Source organism: Dechloromonas denitrificans (assembly GCF_020510665.1).
In the GTDB taxonomy this organism is placed as follows: domain Bacteria; phylum Pseudomonadota; class Gammaproteobacteria; order Burkholderiales; family Rhodocyclaceae; genus Azonexus; species Azonexus denitrificans_B.
Map to the genome: position 1 here is coordinate 82,230 of NZ_CP075187.1, position 16,905 is coordinate 99,134.

Consider the following 16,905-nt stretch of genomic DNA (forward strand, 5'->3'; position numbering starts at 1 on the left):
AAGGGGTAGGTCAATCAAACAGTTTCGAACTCGACCAGTGCTGCGCCGTCGCTGACCTGCTCGCCGGCGGCGTAGCAGAAGGCCTTGACGGTGCCGGCGGCCGGCGCGGTGATGGTATGTTCCATCTTCATCGCTTCGAGAATCAGCAGCGGCGTGCCTTTTTCGACCTTTTGACCGATCTGGGCGAGCAGCGCAACGACCTTGCCCGGCATCGGTGCGGTCAGGCCGCCACCTTGTGCGCCGCCGGCTTCGACCAGATGCAGCGGATCGTCGCGCAACAGCGTGCAGGTGCTGCCGTTCAAAAAGACGCTGCGCTTGTCGTCGACCGCGACAACGCTGGCGACCAGCCGGCGGTCATCAAGTTCGACGGCAAAGGCATCGCCTTCCAGCTTTTTGCCGCGCGCCAGCGTCGTTTCGCCATGGATGGTGATCGCCCACTGATCGCGCTGGTAGCGGACCTGCGCTTCGATCAGGCTGTCGCCATCACGGAAGCCGACCATGCGGGCAGCGGACAAATTCATCCGCCAGCCGTCACGGGCATGCCATGGCGACCACGGATCGCCGCTGGTCTTGGCTTTCTGCTTCGCTTCGTGCTGTTCCCAGAGCAATTCTCCGACTGTGGCGACGAGCAGCGCGTCGCGTGGCACGGCCTGAACGGGCGGGAAGAGAAAGTCCTTTTGACGTTCGATCAGGCCAGTATCGAGGTCGGCGCCGGCAAAAGCCGGGCAGGCGACGAGGCGTGACAGGAAGTCGATGTTGGTCGTCACGCCGGCCACCTGGTAATCAGCCAGCGCCTTGCGCATGCGGGCCAGTGCGGCATCGCGATGCTCGTCCCAGACGATCAGCTTGGCGATCATCGGGTCGTAGTAGGGGGTGATTTCGTCACCTTCCTCGACGCCGGTATCGACGCGAACGTGAATGCTTTCAGCCGGCGGGGCGAGGCGGATCAACTTGCCGGTTGAGGGCAGGAAGCCCTTGTTGGCGTCTTCGGCGTAGATCCGGGCCTCCAGCGCATGGCCGCGAATCTGCAATTGTTCCTGGGCGAGCGGCAGCGGCTGGCCGGCAGCGACGCGCAGTTGCCATTCGACCAGATCCTGCCCGGTGATCATTTCGGTCACCGGATGTTCGACCTGCAGGCGGGTGTTCATTTCCATGAAATAGAACGAGCCGTCCTGATTGGCGATGAACTCGACGGTGCCGGCACCGACGTAACCGACCGCCTTGGCGGCGGCGACGGCGGCTTCGCCCATTTGGCGACGGCGTTCCAGCGTCATGCCCGGAGCCGGCGCTTCTTCCAGCACCTTTTGGTGGCGGCGCTGCACCGAGCAATCGCGCTCGAACAGGTAAACGCAGTTGCCGAGCGAATCGGCAAAGACCTGGATTTCGATGTGGCGCGGCTTGGTGATGTATTTTTCGATCAGCACGTGGTCGTCGCCGAAGCTGGAAATCGCCTCGCGCTTGCACGAAGCCAGCGCATCCGGGAAGTCCTCACTCTTTTCAACCAGACGCATGCCCTTGCCACCGCCGCCGGCGGCAGCCTTGATCAGCACTGGATAGCCGATGGCATCGGCTTCCTTGTGCAGCAGGGCCGGGGTCTGGTCGTCGCCGTGATAACCGGGAGTGAGCGGTACGGCGGCCTTGCCCATCAGCTTCTTGGCTTCGGATTTCGAGCCCATGGCGCGAATGGCCGAGGCCGGTGGGCCGATGAAGGCGATGCCGTTGGCCGCCAGCGCATCGGCAAAATCGGCGTTCTCGGAGAGAAATCCGTAGCCGGGATGGACCGCCTGCGCGCCGGTGCGTTTGCAGGCTTCGACAATCTTGTCGGCGACCAGATATGACTCACGGGCGGCGGCCGGGCCGAGCAGTACGGCTTCGTCGGCGAGACGCACGTGGCGTGCATTGGCATCGGCTTCGGAATAGACGGCGACGGTACGAATGCCCATGCGGCGGGCAGTCTTGATGACACGGCAGGCGATTTCCCCGCGGTTGGCGATCAGGATTTTATTAAACATGCTGGTTCTCCCGCGGGGCAATCGCCTGGGCGTGCTGGGCACGCAGGCAGTTTGACTTCGTCGCTGCATCCCTGCGGGACTGGTCCCCACGGTTGGCGATCAGGGTCTTGTTAAACATGGCTTATTCCCCCATCCATGCCGGTGAGCGCTTGTCGAGGAAGGCGGCGATGCCGTCTCTGGCTTCCGGCGTGGCGCGCAGGTGGGCGATTCGGTGGGCAGTGTCCTCGACGACGTTGTCGTTGATCGGCTTGTTGTCGACGGCACGGATCAGATCCTTGGCCGCAGCCTGGGCAAGCGGGCCGCCCTGGATCAGTGCGGCGACAATTTCGGCAACCTTGGCATCGAGCGCTTCAGGCTCGACGGTTTCATGGACCAGGCCAAGTTCGCGGGCACGGCTGGCGTCGATGCGTTCAGCCGACTGGAAGTAGCGATAGGCCTGACGCGCACCGATGGCGCGCACGACGTAAGGGCTGATGGCCGACGGAATGATGCCGAATTTGACTTCGGAAGTAGCGAAGAAAGCCTTGGTCGAGGCGATGGCGATATCGCAGGCTGCCGTCAGCCCGGTGCCGCCGCCGAGTGCCGCACCCTGGATGCGAGCAATGGTTGGTTTCTTCATCTCGGCCAGGACGCGCAACATTCTGGCCAGCGCACGCGCGTCGTTGAGATTGTCATCGACGCCGTTGTTGGCGGCTCGCTTCATCCAGTTGAGGTCGGCACCGGCCGAGAAGCTTTTGCCGCGCCCGGCGAGGACGACGACGCGGACATCGGTATCTTCATCGAGAGCGATGCAGGCGGCAGTCAGTTCGGTGATCAGTGTTTCGTCGAAGGCGTTATGCATCTCCGGACGGTTCATCCAGATAGTAGCCACCTGGCCAGCGAGTTCGATTTCGAGTGTCGTAAACATGTCTTTTCCTTACATCCGGAAGATGCCGAATTTGGTCTCTTCGGCCGGGGCATTCATCGAGGCAGAGAGGCCGAGCCCAAGGACGCGGCGGGTATCAGCCGGATCGATGATGCCGTCGTCCCACAATCGGGCGCTGGCGTAATAGGGGTGGCCCTGGGTCTCGTACTGCTCGCGGATCGGCGCCTTGAAGGCCGCCTCTTCCTCGGCGCTCCAGGTTTTTCCGGTTGCTTCCATCCCATCGCGCTTGACGGTTGCCAGCACACCGGCGGCCTGTTCGCCGCCCATCACCGAGATGCGGGCGTTTGGCCACATCCACAGGAAACGCGGGGAGTAGGCGCGGCCACACATGCCGTAGTTGCCGGCCCCAAACGAGCCACCAATGACGACGGTGAATTTCGGCACCTTGGCGGTAGCGACGGCGGTGACCATCTTGGCGCCATCGCGGGCGATGCCGCCATTTTCGTACTTGCGACCGACCATGAAGCCGGTGATGTTCTGCAGGAAAACGAGCGGGATGCCGCGCTGGGCGCACAGTTCGATGAAATGGGCGCCTTTCAGGGCCGATTCGGAGAACAGGATGCCGTTATTCGCCACGATACCGACCGGGTAGCCCCAGATGCGGGCGAAGCCGCAGACCAGCGTCGTGCCGTAACGGGCCTTGAATTCATCGAAATCCGAGTCATCGACGATGCGGGCAATGATTTCGCGCACGTCGAAAGGTTTCTTGGAATCGGTCGGGATGACGCCGTACAGCTCCTGCGTCGGATAGCGCGGTGCTAGCGGTGCGGTCAACGTCACCGGCGGGGCCTTTTTCCAGTTCAGATCCTTGATGATCCGGCGGGCGATGGCCAGTGCATGGGCATCGTTTTCAGCCAGATGGTCGACGACGCCGGAAATCCGCGTATGCACATCGGCCCCGCCGAGGTCTTCGGCCGAGACGACTTCGCCGGTTGCCGCCTTGACCAGCGGTGGGCCGCCGAGAAAGATGGTGCCCTGGTTCTTGACGATGATCGACTCGTCGCACATTGCCGGCACGTAAGCGCCACCGGCAGTACACGAGCCGAGTACGGCGGCGATCTGCGGAATGCCCTGGGCCGACAGATTGGCCTGATTGAAGAAAATGCGGCCGAAATGTTCCTTGTCCGGGAAAACTTCATCCTGCATCGGCAGGAAAGCGCCGCCGGAATCGACCAGATAGACGCAGGGTAGACGGTTTTCCAGCGCGATTTCCTGGGCGCGCAGGTGCTTTTTCACGGTCAACGGGTAATAAGTGCCGCCTTTCACCGTCGCATCGTTGGCCACGATCATGCACTCGACACCTTCGACCCGACCGATGCCGGCAATCACCGAGGCGGCCGGGACATCACCGCCATACATGCCGTAGGCTGCGAACTGGCCGATTTCAAGGAAGGGCGTGCCGGGGTCGAGCAGGCCATTGACGCGCTCGCGGGGGAGCAGCTTGCCGCGCGCCAGATGCTTCTGGCGGGCCGCTTCCGGTCCGCCGAGGGCGATCTTTTCGACCTTTTCATGGAGATCGGCAACGACCGTCTCCATGGCTGCCGCGTTGGCCTGGAAATCGGCACTACGCGGATTGAGTTGGGTTTTCAGGGTAGTCATGTCTCCTCGCTTTTTTGCTTATATGTCCTGATGGGATTGTTTTGTCCGGCTTACAACTGTCGTTCGTCCTTCAGCCATTTGCTGACCGGTTCTGGCTGGAAGCGCCGCATGGCTTCCAGCAGTTGTTCGATATCCGTTTCGGCCAGCGCCATGGCGCGGTTCTGCTCGCGCAGGAAGCCTTCGCTGACCGCATGGTCAAACAAGGCGAGCAGCGGGTCGTAGAACTTGTTGATATTGAGTAGCCCGATCGGTTTCACGTGAAACCCGAGTTGGCCCCAGGTGAGGATTTCGCAAAGTTCCTCGAAGGTGCCGAAGCCGCCGGGCAGGGCGATGAAACCATCGGCCAGTTCGGCCATCCGTGCCTTGCGGGTATGCATTGAATCGACGACTTCAAGCCGGGTCAGGGCGCGATGTTCGACATTGCGACCATCGACCTCCTTGCCCATCAGCGCCTGCGGAATGACACCGATGACGCTTCCGCCGGCTGCCAGGCAGCCATCGGCAACGGCACCCATCAGGCCGATATTGCCGCCGCCATAGACCAGTTCGATGCCTCGTTCGGCCAACAGGCGGCCGACGCGTTCAGCCTCGGCCCAGTAGAGCGGATTGCGGCCGGAGTTGGCTCCGCAGAAGACGCAGATTCTTTGCATGCTTGCTTTCAGAAGCCGCCGGATTCGAGCCAGTGCTCGATTTGCGGCAGGCGGTCGGCGCCGAAGAAGGCTTCGCCGTCGATGATCAGGTGAGGGGAGCCAAAAACGCCGGCCTGCAGCGCGGCATCGACTTCGTTCTTGAGCCGAGCCTTGATTTCCGGGCTTTGCAGTGCGGCGCCCAGTTTGTCGCGGTCGACACCGAGTTTGGCAGCAATTTCGAGCACGGTTTCCGGTGCGGAAATGTCGCAGTCGGCAACGAAGAAGGCGCGATAGACCGCCTGTGCGAATTGCTTGGCTAGCGCAACATCCTGCCCGGCCAGCCAGTAGAAGGCGCGGGCGGCGTTTTGTGTCGGCAGCGGGAAGCGGCTCGGCATGTTGTAGGGAATGCCCATGTGGCGCGCGGAGCGTGCGAAATCATGGAACATGTAGCTGGCTTTGCTGCTTGAACCGACAACGGGCGGACGCGAGCCGGTCGCCTGGAAAATGATGCCGAGCAGCACAGGATGCCAGGTCACGCTACGTCCGTAACGTGCGGCGAGGGCATCGATTTTTTCAGCCATTAAGTAACCGTAAGGGCTGGAAAAATCGAAATAGAAGTCGATCGGTGTGTTGGCTGAGTCGGCCATGGGTGTCTCCTCGTTAATGCGGTCGCCGGTTTTTATTGTTTTGACCGGTCGACCGCAGTATTTGTGTGTACTTACTCGCTGGCGATGCTACGTCCAATAACGAGGCGCTGAATGTCGTTAGCACCTTCGTAGATCTGGCAGATACGCACGTCGCGGTAGATCCGTTCAACCGGGAAGTCGCTGGTGTAGCCAACGCCGCCGTGAATCTGGATGGCATCGGAAGCAATCTTCTCGGCGGCTTCGGAGGCGAACATCTTGGCCATCGAAGCTTCCTTCAGGCAGGGCTTGCCGGCATCCTTCAGTGTGGCGGCGCGCCAGACCATCAGGCGGGCAGCATCGAGCAGGGTGTTCATGTCGGCCAGTTTGAAGTTGACGGCCTGGTGATCGATGATTGCTACGCCGAAAGTGACACGCTCCTTGGCGTAGCGGATGGCGGCTTCAAAGGCGGCGCGGGCCATGCCAATGCTCTGGGCGGCAATACCGATACGGCCGGCTTCGAGGTTGGAGAGGGCGATCTTGTAGCCTTCGCCTTCCTTGCCGAGCAGGGCGGAAGCCGGAACGCGACAGTTTTCGAGGATGATCTGCACGGTATCGGATGCGTGCTGGCCCATCTTGTCTTCGGTGCGGCCAACGATGAAGCCCGGGGTGGCGGTCGGGATCAGGAAGCAGGAAATGCCCTTCTTGCCGGCCGCCTTGTCGGTCACCGCGAAAACGATGGCCATGTGGGCGTGCTTGCCGGTGGTGATGAACTGCTTGACGCCATTCAGCACGAAGTGGTCGCCATCCTTGTCGGCGCGGGTGGTGATCGCGGCGGCATCGGAGCCGGTGTGCGGCTCGGTCAGACAGAAGCAGCCGAGCTTTTCGCCACGGGCGAGCGGCTTGAGCCATTCTTCCTTCTGCGCGTTGGTACCGTACTTCATGGTGATGCCGCAGGCCAGCGAGTTCTGCACCGAGACGATGGTCGAGGTGGCACCGTCGCCGGCGGCGATTTCTTCCAGGGTCAGCACCAGGCTCATGTAATCCATGCCGGCACCATCCCATTCCTCGGGAACGACCATGCCCATGGCACCGAGTTCGCCCAGTTCTTTCAGGGCCTCAGCCGGGAAGGTGTGGTTCTTGTCCCATTCAGCGGCGAAGGGGGCGAGGCGCTCCTGCGCGAAAGCGCGCATCGAGTCACGGATCATTTCTTGTTCTTGGGTCAGGATCATGCTGTTCTCTCCGAAAAAATTGTTGTCAGCCAGACGCCGGCAATAACCAGCAGGCCGCCGCCAAGGACGGCAGCACCAAGCCGTTCGTCAAGCAGGGCGGCGGCTTGCAGCACGGCAAAGACCGGGACCAGGTTGACGAAAGCCGAGGCCTTGGCAGCACCGAGGCGTTTGACGCCGTCGGCAAACCAGGTGAAGCCGAGCGCGGTGCCGCCGATCGCCAGGAAGGCGACGCTGGTCCAGACGCGCCACGACCACTCGCTTAGTTCGATCCTGCCTTGCAGCAGTGCCGTCATTCCGAGTAGTGCGGCGCCAATCAGGCTGGCGTACAGCGTTGCGCCGAGTGGCGAAATGGTTCGCGTCGCCCGGCGGCCAATGAAGGTATATACCGTCCAGCACAGGACGCAGCCGATGATCAGCCACTCGCCGAGCCCGATTGCACCGTGCAGCAGGGCGAACGGGTCACCATTGCCGATCACCGTCAGGCAGCCGACGAGTGCGATTGCGATGCCGGCCAGTTTGACCGGCGTCATCCGTTCCTGGCCGAGAAACCAGGCGGCCAGCGCGGCAACGACCGGATTGAGCGCGACGACCAATGCGCCGCGCCCGGCCGGGATGTGCTTCAGACCGTAAAAAAAACACAGGGCATAGATAAAGATGCCGGTCAGTGCCAGGCCGGTGACGCTCCCCCATTCGCTGCTGCTCTGGAGCCGCGGGATACGGCCTTCGCTGAGCAGTGCGTAGCCGGCGAGAACCAGTCCGGCGAGCAGAAACCGGAAGGCGGCAGCCATCAGCGGCGCAGGAAGCTCCTGCGCCACGATGCGTCCCGCAATCCAGGTGCCGCCCCACATGAACATGGCCCCGACAAGCTTGAGATAGGTGATCGAACCGGCCTGCTGTGGCACTTAGAATATTTCCACGGCCAGTGCCGTGGCTTCGCCGCCACCGATGCACAGCGAAGCGATACCGCGCTTGCCGCCGGTCTTCTTCAGGGCGCCGAGCAGGGTCACGATGATGCGCGCGCCGGAAGCGCCGATCGGGTGGCCCAGGGCGCAGGCGCCGCCGTGGATGTTGACCTTCTCGGCCGGCAGCTTGAGATCGTGCAGGGCGGCCATCGTGACGACGGCAAAGGCTTCGTTGATTTCCCACAGATCGACGCTGTCAGCCGTCCAGCCGGTCTTGGCCAGGAGCTTTTCCATCGCGCCGACCGGGGCCGACGGGAAGAGGGCGGGTACGCCTGCGTTGGTCGTGTGGCCGACGATCTTGGCGATCGGCTTGAGGCCGAGTTCGGCGGCCTTGGAAGCGCGCATCAGGACCATGGCGGCAGCGCCATCAGAAATCGACGACGAGTTGGCGGCGGTCACGGTGCCGTCTTTCTTGAACGCCGGCTTCAAAGTCGGGATTTTTTCGACGTTGACCGCGAAAGGACCTTCATCCTTGTCGACCACGACATCACCCTTGCGGCCGGCAACGGTGACCGGAGCAATTTCCCAGTTGAAGGAGCCATTGTCGCTGGCTTCCTTGGCGCGGGTGGTCGAGCGGATGGCGTATTCGTCCTGAGCTTCGCGGGTGAAGCCGTAGTTGCTGGCGCACTCTTCGGCAAAGGTGCCCATCAGGCGACCACGGGTTTCCTTGGCGTAGGCATCTTCCAGGCCGTCCATGAACATATGGTCAAGCATCTGGCCGTGGCCGAGGCGGTAGCCGCTACGGGCCTTGGGCAGCAGGTACGGTGCATTGGTCATCGACTCCATGCCGCCGACCACGGTAACGCCGCTCGAACCGGCAAGAATGCCGTCGTGGCCAAGCATCGTGGCTTTCATGCCGGAGCCGCAAACCTTGCTGACCATCGCACAACCGGCCGACAGCGGCAGACCGGCAAGCAGTGCCGCCTGGCGCACCGGTGCCTGGCCGACGCCGGCCGGCAGGACGCAGCCCATCAGCACTTCTTCAACCAGGTTGGCGTCGATGCCGGCACGCTCGACGGCCGCCTTGATGGCGACGGCAGCGAGTTGCGGACCGGTCAGGCCGGCAAAGGCGCCCTGAAAGCCACCCATCGGGGTACGGGCGGCGGAAACGATAACGATCGGGTCATTCATGCTGAGTTTCTCCTTAGCGGTTTGTTATTAGGTTCAGGCGTCAAGCGCCTTCAAAGCGGCGTCGTAGCGTGCCGGCAAGTCGGACAGGCAATCGACAGTGATGCCGAGGTCGTGGATATGGCCATCCTTGAGGCCATAGATCCAGCCGTGGACGGTGAGTTGCTGGCCGCGTTGCCAGGCATCCTGGACCACCGGGTTGTGGCAGACATTGGCCACCTGTTCGAGTACGTTCAACTCGCACAGGCGGTCATGGCGATCTGCTTCGGGCAGGCTGTCGACGTTGGCCAGATGCTTGTTGTGCACGTCATGGACGTGGCGCAGCCAGAGATCGACGATGCCGACCCGGTCGCGACGCAGAGCGGCACCGACACCGCCGCAGCCATAGTGACCGACGACCATGATGTGCTTCACTTTGAGCACATCGACGGCGTACTGGATGACCGACAGGCAGTTCAGGTCGGTATGGACGACGACGTTGGCGACGTTGCGATGAACGAAGACTTCACCCGGCAGCAGGCCGACGATCTGGTTGGCCGGCACGCGCGAGTCAGAACAGCCGATCCAGAGGAACTCAGGGGTTTGCAGTTGCGACAGCTTGTCGAAATAGGTTGGGTCGACTTCCTGCATCTGGTTGGCCCAGGCGCGGTTGAAATCGAACAGATGCGACAGGTTTTCGCTGCGGATTTCCTCTTCCGACCAGTTGTCGAGATCGAGTGCGAGGAACATCGTGCCTTCGATCGGCGTCTGGTAGTAATTCGGTGCCTCGGTGAAGCCGAGTTCGCGATAAAGCTTCACGGCCATGCGCATATTGGGCAGGGTGTCGATCATCAGCTTGCGATAACCGATCGTCTTGGCGGCCTTGATCGCGGCCATGGCCAACGCATTGCCGACGCCGTGGCCGCGTTCTTCTGGCTCGACGTAGAGGCGTTTCATCTCGCACACACCTTCGCTGCCGGCCAGTGAACGAACACCGACGCAACCCGCCGGTCGACCGTCGATTTCGGCAAAAAACAAGCGGCCTTCCGGTGCCGAATAGGCGCCGGGCAGGGAGGCCATTTCCTGATCGAAATTTTGATACGACAGATCGACGCCGAGCCAGGCAGCGTAATTGCGGAAGTACTGGCGAACCTGCTCCAGTGCTTCGGTATCGTTGGCGGTGAGGGTGCGAAGTGTAACGGTCATGATTGAGTGCTCCTGTTGCCGGGCCCCCGTCGGGAGCCCGGCGGGAGCATGTTTATGCGGTTTCCGCGAAGAGTTCGCGACCGATCAGCATTCTACGGATTTCGGAGGTACCTGCCCCGATCTCGTAGAGCTTGGCATCGCGCCAGAGACGACCGGTCGAATATTCATTGGTGTAACCAACCCCCCCCAGCGTCTGGATCGCTTCGCCAGCCATCCAGGTGGCCTTTTCGGCGGAATACAGAATGGCGCCGGCGGCATCCTTGCGCAGCGTGCGGGCGTGGTCGGTGTTATCGCAGGCCCGGCCCAGCGCATAGACGTAGGCACGGTTGGCCATCCAAGTTGAATACATGTCGGCGACCTTGCCTTGCATCAGCTGGAATTCGCCGATCGCCTGGCCGAACTGCTTGCGTTCGTGCAGGTAGGGGACGACGACATCCATGCAGGCGGCCATGATGCCGAGTGGGCCGCCGCAGAGCACGGCGCGTTCGTAGTCGAGGCCGGACATCAGCACCTTGGTGCCGTTGCCGACGCCGCCCAGGACGTTTTCTTCCGGCACTTCGCAGTCGTCGAAGAACAGCGGAAAGGTGTTCGAGCCGCGCATGCCCAGCTTGTCGAGGTGGGTGCCGTGGGTAAAGCCCTTCATGCCCTTTTCGATGATGAAAGCGGTCATCCCCTTGGCGCCGGCATTGAGGTCGGTCTTGGCGTAGACCACCAGCGTGTCGGCGTCGCCGCCGTTGGTGATCCACATCTTGGCGCCGTTCAGCACGTAACGGTCGCCCTTCTTTTCAGCTTTCAACTTCATTGAAACAACGTCGGAACCGGCATTCGGTTCGGACATGGCCAGGGCGCCAACATGATCGCCGGAGATCAGTTTGGGCAGGTATTTCTGGCGCTGGGCGTCCGTACCATTGCGGCGGATCTGGTTGACGCACAGATTCGAGTGGGCACCGTAGGACAGGCCGACCGAAGCGGAGGCACGCGAGATTTCCTCGAGTGCGACGATATGCGCCAGGTAGCCCATGTTGGTGCCGCCGTATTCCTCGCCGGCGGTCATGCCGAGCAGGCCCATGTCGCCGAACTTTTTCCACAGGTCGGCCGGGAATTCGTTAACGCGGTCGATTTCTGCGGCACGCGGGGCGATTTCGGCATCGGCAAAGGCCTTGACCGCATCGCGCAGCATGTTGATGTCTTCACCGAGACCGAAGTCGAGGCTAGGGATGTTCATGGTTTGTCTCCGTTTTTAAGTTTGTTTTTCAGTTTTGCCGTGCATCACCATGATGGTTTGCTGCATCAGCGCACAGAGTGTTTCCCGGCCGTCTTTCACGGCGAAGACTTCAGCCTGGGTCACGATCAGTGTTCTTCCGGGGCGGACAACCTTGCCACGGGCAATCAGTTTTTCTCCATCGGCCGGGGCGACCAGATTCATCTTGTATTCCACGGTCAACACCGAGGCGGCAGGAGAAACCATAGTCATTGCGGCATAGCCGGCCGCTGAGTCAGCCATCATGCCGACCACGCCACCATGCACGAAACCGTGTTGCTGTTCGACTCCGGACCAGTGGGGCAGGTGGATTTCCGTCACCCCGTGTTCGACAACCGGCAGCGTGGCCTGAATCAGCGCCATGGCATTTTGCCGCGCAAAACTGTCGCGGACACGGTCGGAAAAGTGCGGATCGGAAATATGCGTCATGGCATGATTGTATTTACGTTGACGTTAACGTCAACTGATTCAACAAAGTTTTTTAACGAAGGTTCAGATGGCATTGCTCCGGCGCTTGAGCTCCTCGCTGCACTGCTGCTCGAACTGGCTGATTTCACTCAACATGGCTTCGATGTCTTCGCGCTGCTGCTCAAGTGCCGCACGGCGTTTTTCCATGATGCGCAGACATTCGATCAGCTGTGGTGTTTCGTCCTCGGTATTCGAGTACATGCCGATCAGGTCCTTGATCTCGGCCAGCGACAGGCCGAGCCGTTTGCCGCGCAAGGCCATTTTCAGGCGGGCACGGTCGCGGCGGGTGAAGACGCGGGTTCGTCCTTCACGTTGCGGGGCAAGAATGCCCTGGTCCTCCCAGAAGCGGATGGTGCGCGGGGTGATGCCGAATTCGCGGGCCAGATCCGAAATGGCGAAGGTCGTGGAGGAGGCGTTCACAGTGTGATCCTTGAATAATTCGGGCAAGTAAATCAGAAGAAAGGTGTTTTTTCAATCCGCTACCGTATGGTAATTTGTCCGGCCACGTCTTCTGGACTCATCATGTCTTTGCATTATCCTCACGCCCAACCGCCCGCCGCCGGCGAATTGACCGAAGTTGCCCCGGGGGTCTTCTGGTTGCGCATGCCGCTTCCTTTCCTGCTTGATCACATCAATCTCTGGCTGCTGCGCGATGGTGATGGGTGGGTCATTGTCGATACCGGTTTTCCCGATGATGCCGTACGTGAAACCTGGTCGCAGATCATTGATTCGCTGGATGGCCCGGTAACCCGGCTGATCGTCACGCATTTCCATCCCGACCATCTCGGTCTGGCGACCTGGCTGATGGAAAAGACGGGGGCTCCCTTGTTGATGACCAGCGGCGAGTTTCTGACGGCGCATGTCGTCTGGCATGAAGTGGCGGGCCACGGTGCGCGTTTCATGGTCGAACAGTTCCGCCAGCACGGACTGGATGCCGAGCATCTGGCCAAATTCGAAAAGCGCGGTTCGGGCTATCGCAAGGCGGTGCCGGCCTTGCCGGACTACTACCAACGGATCAAGGCGGGGGATGTCGTCACGGTCGACGGTAAAAAATGGCAAATAATCATTGGCCATGGACATGCACCTGAGCATATGGCGCTTTACTGCGCGGAACTTGACGTGGTAATTTCCGGCGACATGCTTTTGCCGAGAATTTCGACGAATGTCAGCGTTTTTGCTGCAACGCCGGATGCCGATGCCCTGGGCTGGTATCTGACGTCGCTGGATGAAATGGCTCGTCTGATTCCGGAGAAGACTCTTGTGTTGCCGTCGCACGGGTTGCCGTTTTATGGCGTCCAACCCCGGGTGGCGGATTTGCACGCACATCATGAAGAACGTTTGCGTGCCCTGGAGAATAGCTGTGATGACGCGCCGAAGAGCGCGGCCGAATTGCTCGATGTGCTGTTTCAGCGGGCACTCGATACGCATCAAACAATGTTTGCGATGGGCGAGGCAATCGCTCATCTCAATTACCTTGAACAAGCTGGTCGGATGTCACGAGTGACCGATACCGATGGTGTAATTCGATTCTTGCGGTTGCAGCAATAACCCGCCGCGCACTGACAGAGGGAGTTTGAAGATGTCGCAGCAAACCGAAGACCAGGGCATGAACCTGCCCAACCCGGCAGAAATCGCCAAGACCTACGCTGAAGTCGCCCAGCGCGCCTCGCGCCTGATCACCCAGTTCATGGAAAAGAAAGCCAAGGACGGCGTCAATGCACCGTCCGACGAACTCGGCGTAGCCAAAGCCTTCATGGACCTGTCCTCGCGTCTGATGGCCAATCCGTACAAGATGGCCCAGACCCAGATGAACATGATGTGGGACTACTTCTCGCTGTGGCAGAACACCACGATGAAGATGATGGGTGTCCCGGTCAACGCCGTCGCCGCCCCGAAAAAGGGTGACAACCGCTTCAAGGACCAGGAATGGGAAGAGCATTTCCTGTTCGACTTCGTCAAGCAATCCTACCTGATCACCGCCCGTCACCTGCATGACACCGTGGCCGGCACTGAAGGTCTCGACGAGCAGACGCAACAGAAGGTCAACTTCTTCACCCGTCAGTACATCGACGCACTGTCGCCGTCCAACTTCGCGATGACCAATCCGGAAGTGTTCCGCGAAACCGTCAAGTCGCACGGCCAGAACCTGATCAAGGGCCTGAACAACCTGCTGCACGACGTCGAATCCGGTGACGGCCAGCTGCGCATCCGCATGACCGACACCTCGGCCTTCGAAATGGGCAAGAACGTTGCCACGACGCCGGGTAAGGTGGTTTTCCAGAACGAACTGTTCCAGCTGATCCAGTACAACCCGACCACCCCGGAACAGAACAAGAAGCCTTTCCTGATCGTTCCGCCGTGGATCAACAAGTACTACATCCTCGACCTGCGCGAGAAGAACTCGATGGTCAAGTGGGCGACCGACCAGGGACACACCACCTTCATCATGTCCTGGACCAACCCGGACGAGAAGCTGGCCGCCAAGTCCTTCGAAAACTACCTGCTTGAAGGCTCGCTCGAAGCCATCAACCAGGTCTGTGCCCACACCGGCGAAGACAGCGTCAATCTGGCCGGCTACTGCCTGGGCGGTACGCTGACCATGACCACGCTGGCCTACATGGCCGCCAAGAAGGACAAGCGCGCCAATTCGGCCACCTTCTTCACGACCATGCTCGATTTCTCCGAGCCGGGCGAACTGGGCATCTTCCTCGATGAAGGTGCGGTTTCCGGTCTGGAAAAGAAGATGGCCGAACGCGGCTTCCTGGAAGGTTCGGAAATGGCCGGCACCTTCAACATGCTGCGCGCCAACGACCTGATCTGGTCCTTTGTGGTGAACAACTACCTGATGGGCAAGGATCCGTTCCCGTTCGACCTGCTCTACTGGAACTCCGATTCGACCCGCATGCCGGCCGCGATGCACAGCTTCTACCTGCGCAACATGTACCTCGCCAACCTGCTGCGCGAACCGGGTGGCATCACGCTCGGCGGCGTCAAGATCGACATCAGCAAGGTCAAGACCCCGTGCTACTTCATCTCGACGATCGAAGACCACATCGCACCGTGGAAGAGTACCTACATGGGCGCCCGCCTGCCGTCCGGCAATACCAAGTTCGTGCTCGGCGGCTCCGGCCACATCGCTGGTATCGTCAATCCGCCGGCGGCCAACAAGTATGGCTTCTGGACCAATGATGCAACCGACGGTAACCTGCCGGAAAGCCCGGATGACTTCCTGGCTGGCGCCACGCAGAACGCCGGTTCGTGGTGGACGCACTGGAATGCATGGGTCAACGCCCTGCCGGGTGGTTCGGCCAAGGTGCCGGCCCGCAAGCCGGAAGCCGGTGCCCTCAAGGTGATCGAAGATGCACCGGGCAGCTACGTCAAGTTCCGTCTGGATACGCAGAAAAAGGCTTGATGCCCTGATGGGCTGACAGCAAAACGGGAGGCCGAGGCCTCCCGTTTTTTATTGTCTGCTTGTCGCTGGAAATATGGCTGTGCGTCGCAGTCGACCGCAGGATTTCAGTTAGCGGCCGAACCTCGGCAGTTGCGGCAGGCTGGGCCACTCGATGGCATCGAGCATGTTTTTGACGATCAGGCCCAGTTCCGTATCGCCAGTGATTTCGAGTTCACGGCTGAAAAACAGGGTGTCTGGATCTTCCTGGCGGGCAATCAGCTGCAGGTAAGCCGAGAGATTGGCGGCAAATGCCAGATCGGGCTCACGTTCCGGGCGAAAAATTGGCCGGAAAAGACCATCGCGAAAAGTGTACGAGGCTTCGCCGCCGGTATCGAGCACTCGGACCCGGAAAATCTTGTCTTCCAGCGCGGTCAACCCGTCTTCCGGCAGCAATTTCATTTTCAGTGCAGCATTCAGGCCAGCAACCAGAACCAGGGCGTGCGGCCATTGCGGCAGTTTCTGGCCGAGGCTGGCGACAAAAGCGGGCAAGCGGAACTTCGGAATGGTGAAATCGGTGCTCATGCGCTGGCTCCCAGTTGGGCAAGGGCTTGTGTGTGGCGCTGGACGATGCCGGCATCGCCGAACCAGTATCCATCGACCAGACCGCAATCATCCCAGTGCCCGGTAGTGATGCTGACGGCCTGACCTCGTCGGGCTTGATCAAAGGCCGCGATGATTTCATCCATGTGCTGCTTTTGCGGGCTGATCCGGGCGATATCGATACCCATCTGCAACATGTCGGGAATTTCGTGCAGCAGGTTGTAGCTCTGCGCCGACATGGTCTGAATCCCGTTGATGTTCAGGAAGGGTTGTCCTTCACGGGTCTTCAGGGTCAATCCCTCGCTGTGGTCGAGGCATTTGAACTGGCAGTCATCCTTGTTCAGATCATAGTGGCGCGCCGTGAAACAGCGTGCCGAGAACGCCAGCGGAATCCGGCCATAGACGAAAACTTCGGTTTCGATGCCGGCTGGCTTGCTGGCGTGCAGCGTGTCGACCAGCGTCCGAGTGGCCTCAAGGGGCGGTACCCAGCGTTTCAGGCCGTAGCGGGCGTAGGTCGCCAGGGTGGCTTCGTTGTAAATATTCAGGTGCGGTCCGGCGACGAAATTGCTGCCGTGCACGAGGTTGACCGCGCCAAGGTCATTGGCTTCGAGCATGCAACCCGCATCGTCGATCAGTCGGCGCAGCGCTTTCAGGTCGCTTTCCGACTCAAGCAGTGCCTGGGCGGAAACCACGACCTGCTTACCGGCATCGGTCAGGTCGCGGGCCAGTCCGACCCAGTCGGCCGTCCGCAGTTGTTGGCGGCGGGAGCAGACAACTTCGCCGACGTAGATGATGTCGATGGCCGGGTTCTGTGCCATCTGGGCGTAGAACTCCATGACTTCGGCCTTGGGCCAGAAGTAGAGCAGGGGACCGAGCGATAATTTCATGCG

General features: G+C 60.8%; 16 protein-coding genes. 2 read left to right on the forward strand and 14 right to left on the reverse strand.

Features of this window, described 5'->3' with window-relative positions; translation table 11 throughout:
• Positions 1-14: 14 nt before the first annotated feature.
• The 12 genes from KI614_RS00375 to KI614_RS00430 all read right to left on the reverse strand — a co-directional run bounded on the left by KI614_RS00375 (position 15) and on the right by KI614_RS00430 (position 12,444).
• Positions 15-2,012: an acetyl/propionyl/methylcrotonyl-CoA carboxylase subunit alpha gene (locus KI614_RS00375; RefSeq protein ID WP_226407107.1), complete on the reverse strand. Its 1,998-nt coding sequence runs from the start codon at positions 2,010-2,012 to the stop codon at positions 15-17.
• A gap of 121 nt (positions 2,013-2,133) precedes the next feature.
• On the reverse strand, positions 2,134-2,919 hold the full coding sequence (locus KI614_RS00380; RefSeq protein ID WP_226407108.1) for an enoyl-CoA hydratase/isomerase family protein: 786 nt from the start codon (positions 2,917-2,919) through the stop codon (positions 2,134-2,136).
• Between the two features lie 9 nt (positions 2,920-2,928).
• Positions 2,929-4,536 (reverse strand): carboxyl transferase domain-containing protein, encoded by a 1,608-nt coding sequence (locus KI614_RS00385; protein WP_226407109.1) that lies wholly within the window; start codon positions 4,534-4,536, stop codon positions 2,929-2,931.
• Positions 4,537-4,586: 50 nt separating this feature from the next.
• Positions 4,587-5,186 carry a TIGR00730 family Rossman fold protein gene (locus KI614_RS00390; protein WP_226407110.1) on the reverse strand — a complete coding sequence of 200 codons (600 nt, stop codon included), beginning with the start codon at positions 5,184-5,186 and terminating at the stop codon, positions 4,587-4,589.
• A gap of 8 nt (positions 5,187-5,194) precedes the next feature.
• Positions 5,195-5,812: a 2-hydroxychromene-2-carboxylate isomerase gene (locus KI614_RS00395; protein ID WP_226407111.1), complete on the reverse strand. Its 618-nt coding sequence runs from the start codon at positions 5,810-5,812 to the stop codon at positions 5,195-5,197.
• 71 nt (positions 5,813-5,883) lie between these two features.
• A complete protein-coding gene (locus KI614_RS00400) occupies positions 5,884-7,020 on the reverse strand; it encodes an acyl-CoA dehydrogenase (protein ID WP_226407112.1) in 1,137 nt (378 codons plus the stop codon).
• Positions 7,017-7,922: a DMT family transporter gene (locus KI614_RS00405; RefSeq protein WP_226407113.1), complete on the reverse strand. Its 906-nt coding sequence runs from the start codon at positions 7,920-7,922 to the stop codon at positions 7,017-7,019. The genes KI614_RS00400 and KI614_RS00405 overlap by 4 nt, the downstream gene beginning before the upstream one ends.
• The gene (locus KI614_RS00410; protein WP_226407114.1) at positions 7,923-9,113 is read right to left on the reverse strand and encodes an acetyl-CoA C-acyltransferase; all 1,191 of its coding nucleotides are present in this window, start codon (positions 9,111-9,113) and stop codon (positions 7,923-7,925) included.
• Between the two features lie 33 nt (positions 9,114-9,146).
• On the reverse strand, positions 9,147-10,295 hold the full coding sequence (can, locus tag KI614_RS00415) for a carbonate dehydratase (protein ID WP_226407115.1): 1,149 nt from the start codon (positions 10,293-10,295) through the stop codon (positions 9,147-9,149).
• Positions 10,296-10,347: 52 nt separating this feature from the next.
• Complete coding sequence (locus tag KI614_RS00420; protein ID WP_226407117.1) at positions 10,348-11,520, reverse strand: isovaleryl-CoA dehydrogenase; 1,173 nt, start codon at positions 11,518-11,520, stop codon at positions 10,348-10,350.
• Positions 11,521-11,535: 15 nt separating this feature from the next.
• Entirely contained in the window at positions 11,536-11,985 is a 450-nt protein-coding gene (locus KI614_RS00425; protein WP_226407119.1) for a PaaI family thioesterase, read from the reverse strand.
• 63 nt (positions 11,986-12,048) lie between these two features.
• Entirely contained in the window at positions 12,049-12,444 is a 396-nt protein-coding gene (locus KI614_RS00430; protein ID WP_226407121.1) for a MerR family transcriptional regulator, read from the reverse strand.
• Positions 12,445-12,546: 102 nt separating this feature from the next.
• Here KI614_RS00430 and KI614_RS00435 point away from each other — a divergent pair, with 102 nt between their 5' ends.
• Complete coding sequence (locus tag KI614_RS00435) at positions 12,547-13,572, forward strand: MBL fold metallo-hydrolase (RefSeq protein ID WP_226407123.1); 1,026 nt, start codon at positions 12,547-12,549, stop codon at positions 13,570-13,572.
• A 31-nt stretch (positions 13,573-13,603) separates the two neighbouring features.
• Positions 13,604-15,436: a PHA/PHB synthase family protein gene (locus tag KI614_RS00440; RefSeq protein ID WP_203468162.1), complete on the forward strand. Its 1,833-nt coding sequence runs from the start codon at positions 13,604-13,606 to the stop codon at positions 15,434-15,436.
• 108 nt (positions 15,437-15,544) lie between these two features.
• On the opposite strand, the gene ubiT is transcribed toward KI614_RS00440, so the two are convergent.
• Both ubiT and KI614_RS00450 read right to left on the reverse strand, forming a co-directional pair.
• Complete coding sequence (gene ubiT, locus KI614_RS00445) at positions 15,545-15,997, reverse strand: ubiquinone anaerobic biosynthesis accessory factor UbiT (protein WP_226407125.1); 453 nt, start codon at positions 15,995-15,997, stop codon at positions 15,545-15,547.
• Complete coding sequence (locus KI614_RS00450; RefSeq protein ID WP_226407128.1) at positions 15,994-16,902, reverse strand: U32 family peptidase; 909 nt, start codon at positions 16,900-16,902, stop codon at positions 15,994-15,996. The genes ubiT and KI614_RS00450 overlap by 4 nt, the downstream gene beginning before the upstream one ends.
• Positions 16,903-16,905 lie beyond the last annotated feature (3 nt).

Coding starts and splice junctions, on each gene's coding strand:
- KI614_RS00375 (WP_226407107.1), bottom strand. CDS start 2,012: ATGTTTAATAAAATCCTGATCGCCAACCGCGGGGAAATCGCCTGCCGT.
- KI614_RS00380 (WP_226407108.1), bottom strand. CDS start 2,919: ATGTTTACGACACTCGAAATCGAACTCGCTGGCCAGGTGGCTACTATC.
- KI614_RS00385 (WP_226407109.1), bottom strand. CDS start 4,536: ATGACTACCCTGAAAACCCAACTCAATCCGCGTAGTGCCGATTTCCAG.
- KI614_RS00390 (WP_226407110.1), bottom strand. CDS start 5,186: ATGCAAAGAATCTGCGTCTTCTGCGGAGCCAACTCCGGCCGCAATCCG.
- KI614_RS00395 (WP_226407111.1), bottom strand. CDS start 5,812: ATGGCCGACTCAGCCAACACACCGATCGACTTCTATTTCGATTTTTCC.
- KI614_RS00400 (WP_226407112.1), bottom strand. CDS start 7,020: ATGATCCTGACCCAAGAACAAGAAATGATCCGTGACTCGATGCGCGCT.
- KI614_RS00410 (WP_226407114.1), bottom strand. CDS start 9,113: ATGAATGACCCGATCGTTATCGTTTCCGCCGCCCGTACCCCGATGGGT.
- can (WP_226407115.1), bottom strand. CDS start 10,295: ATGACCGTTACACTTCGCACCCTCACCGCCAACGATACCGAAGCACTG.
- KI614_RS00420 (WP_226407117.1), bottom strand. CDS start 11,520: ATGAACATCCCTAGCCTCGACTTCGGTCTCGGTGAAGACATCAACATG.
- KI614_RS00425 (WP_226407119.1), bottom strand. CDS start 11,985: ATGACGCATATTTCCGATCCGCACTTTTCCGACCGTGTCCGCGACAGT.
- KI614_RS00435 (WP_226407123.1), top strand. CDS start 12,547: ATGTCTTTGCATTATCCTCACGCCCAACCGCCCGCCGCCGGCGAATTG.
- KI614_RS00440 (WP_203468162.1), top strand. CDS start 13,604: ATGTCGCAGCAAACCGAAGACCAGGGCATGAACCTGCCCAACCCGGCA.
- ubiT (WP_226407125.1), bottom strand. CDS start 15,997: ATGAGCACCGATTTCACCATTCCGAAGTTCCGCTTGCCCGCTTTTGTC.
- KI614_RS00450 (WP_226407128.1), bottom strand. CDS start 16,902: ATGAAATTATCGCTCGGTCCCCTGCTCTACTTCTGGCCCAAGGCCGAA.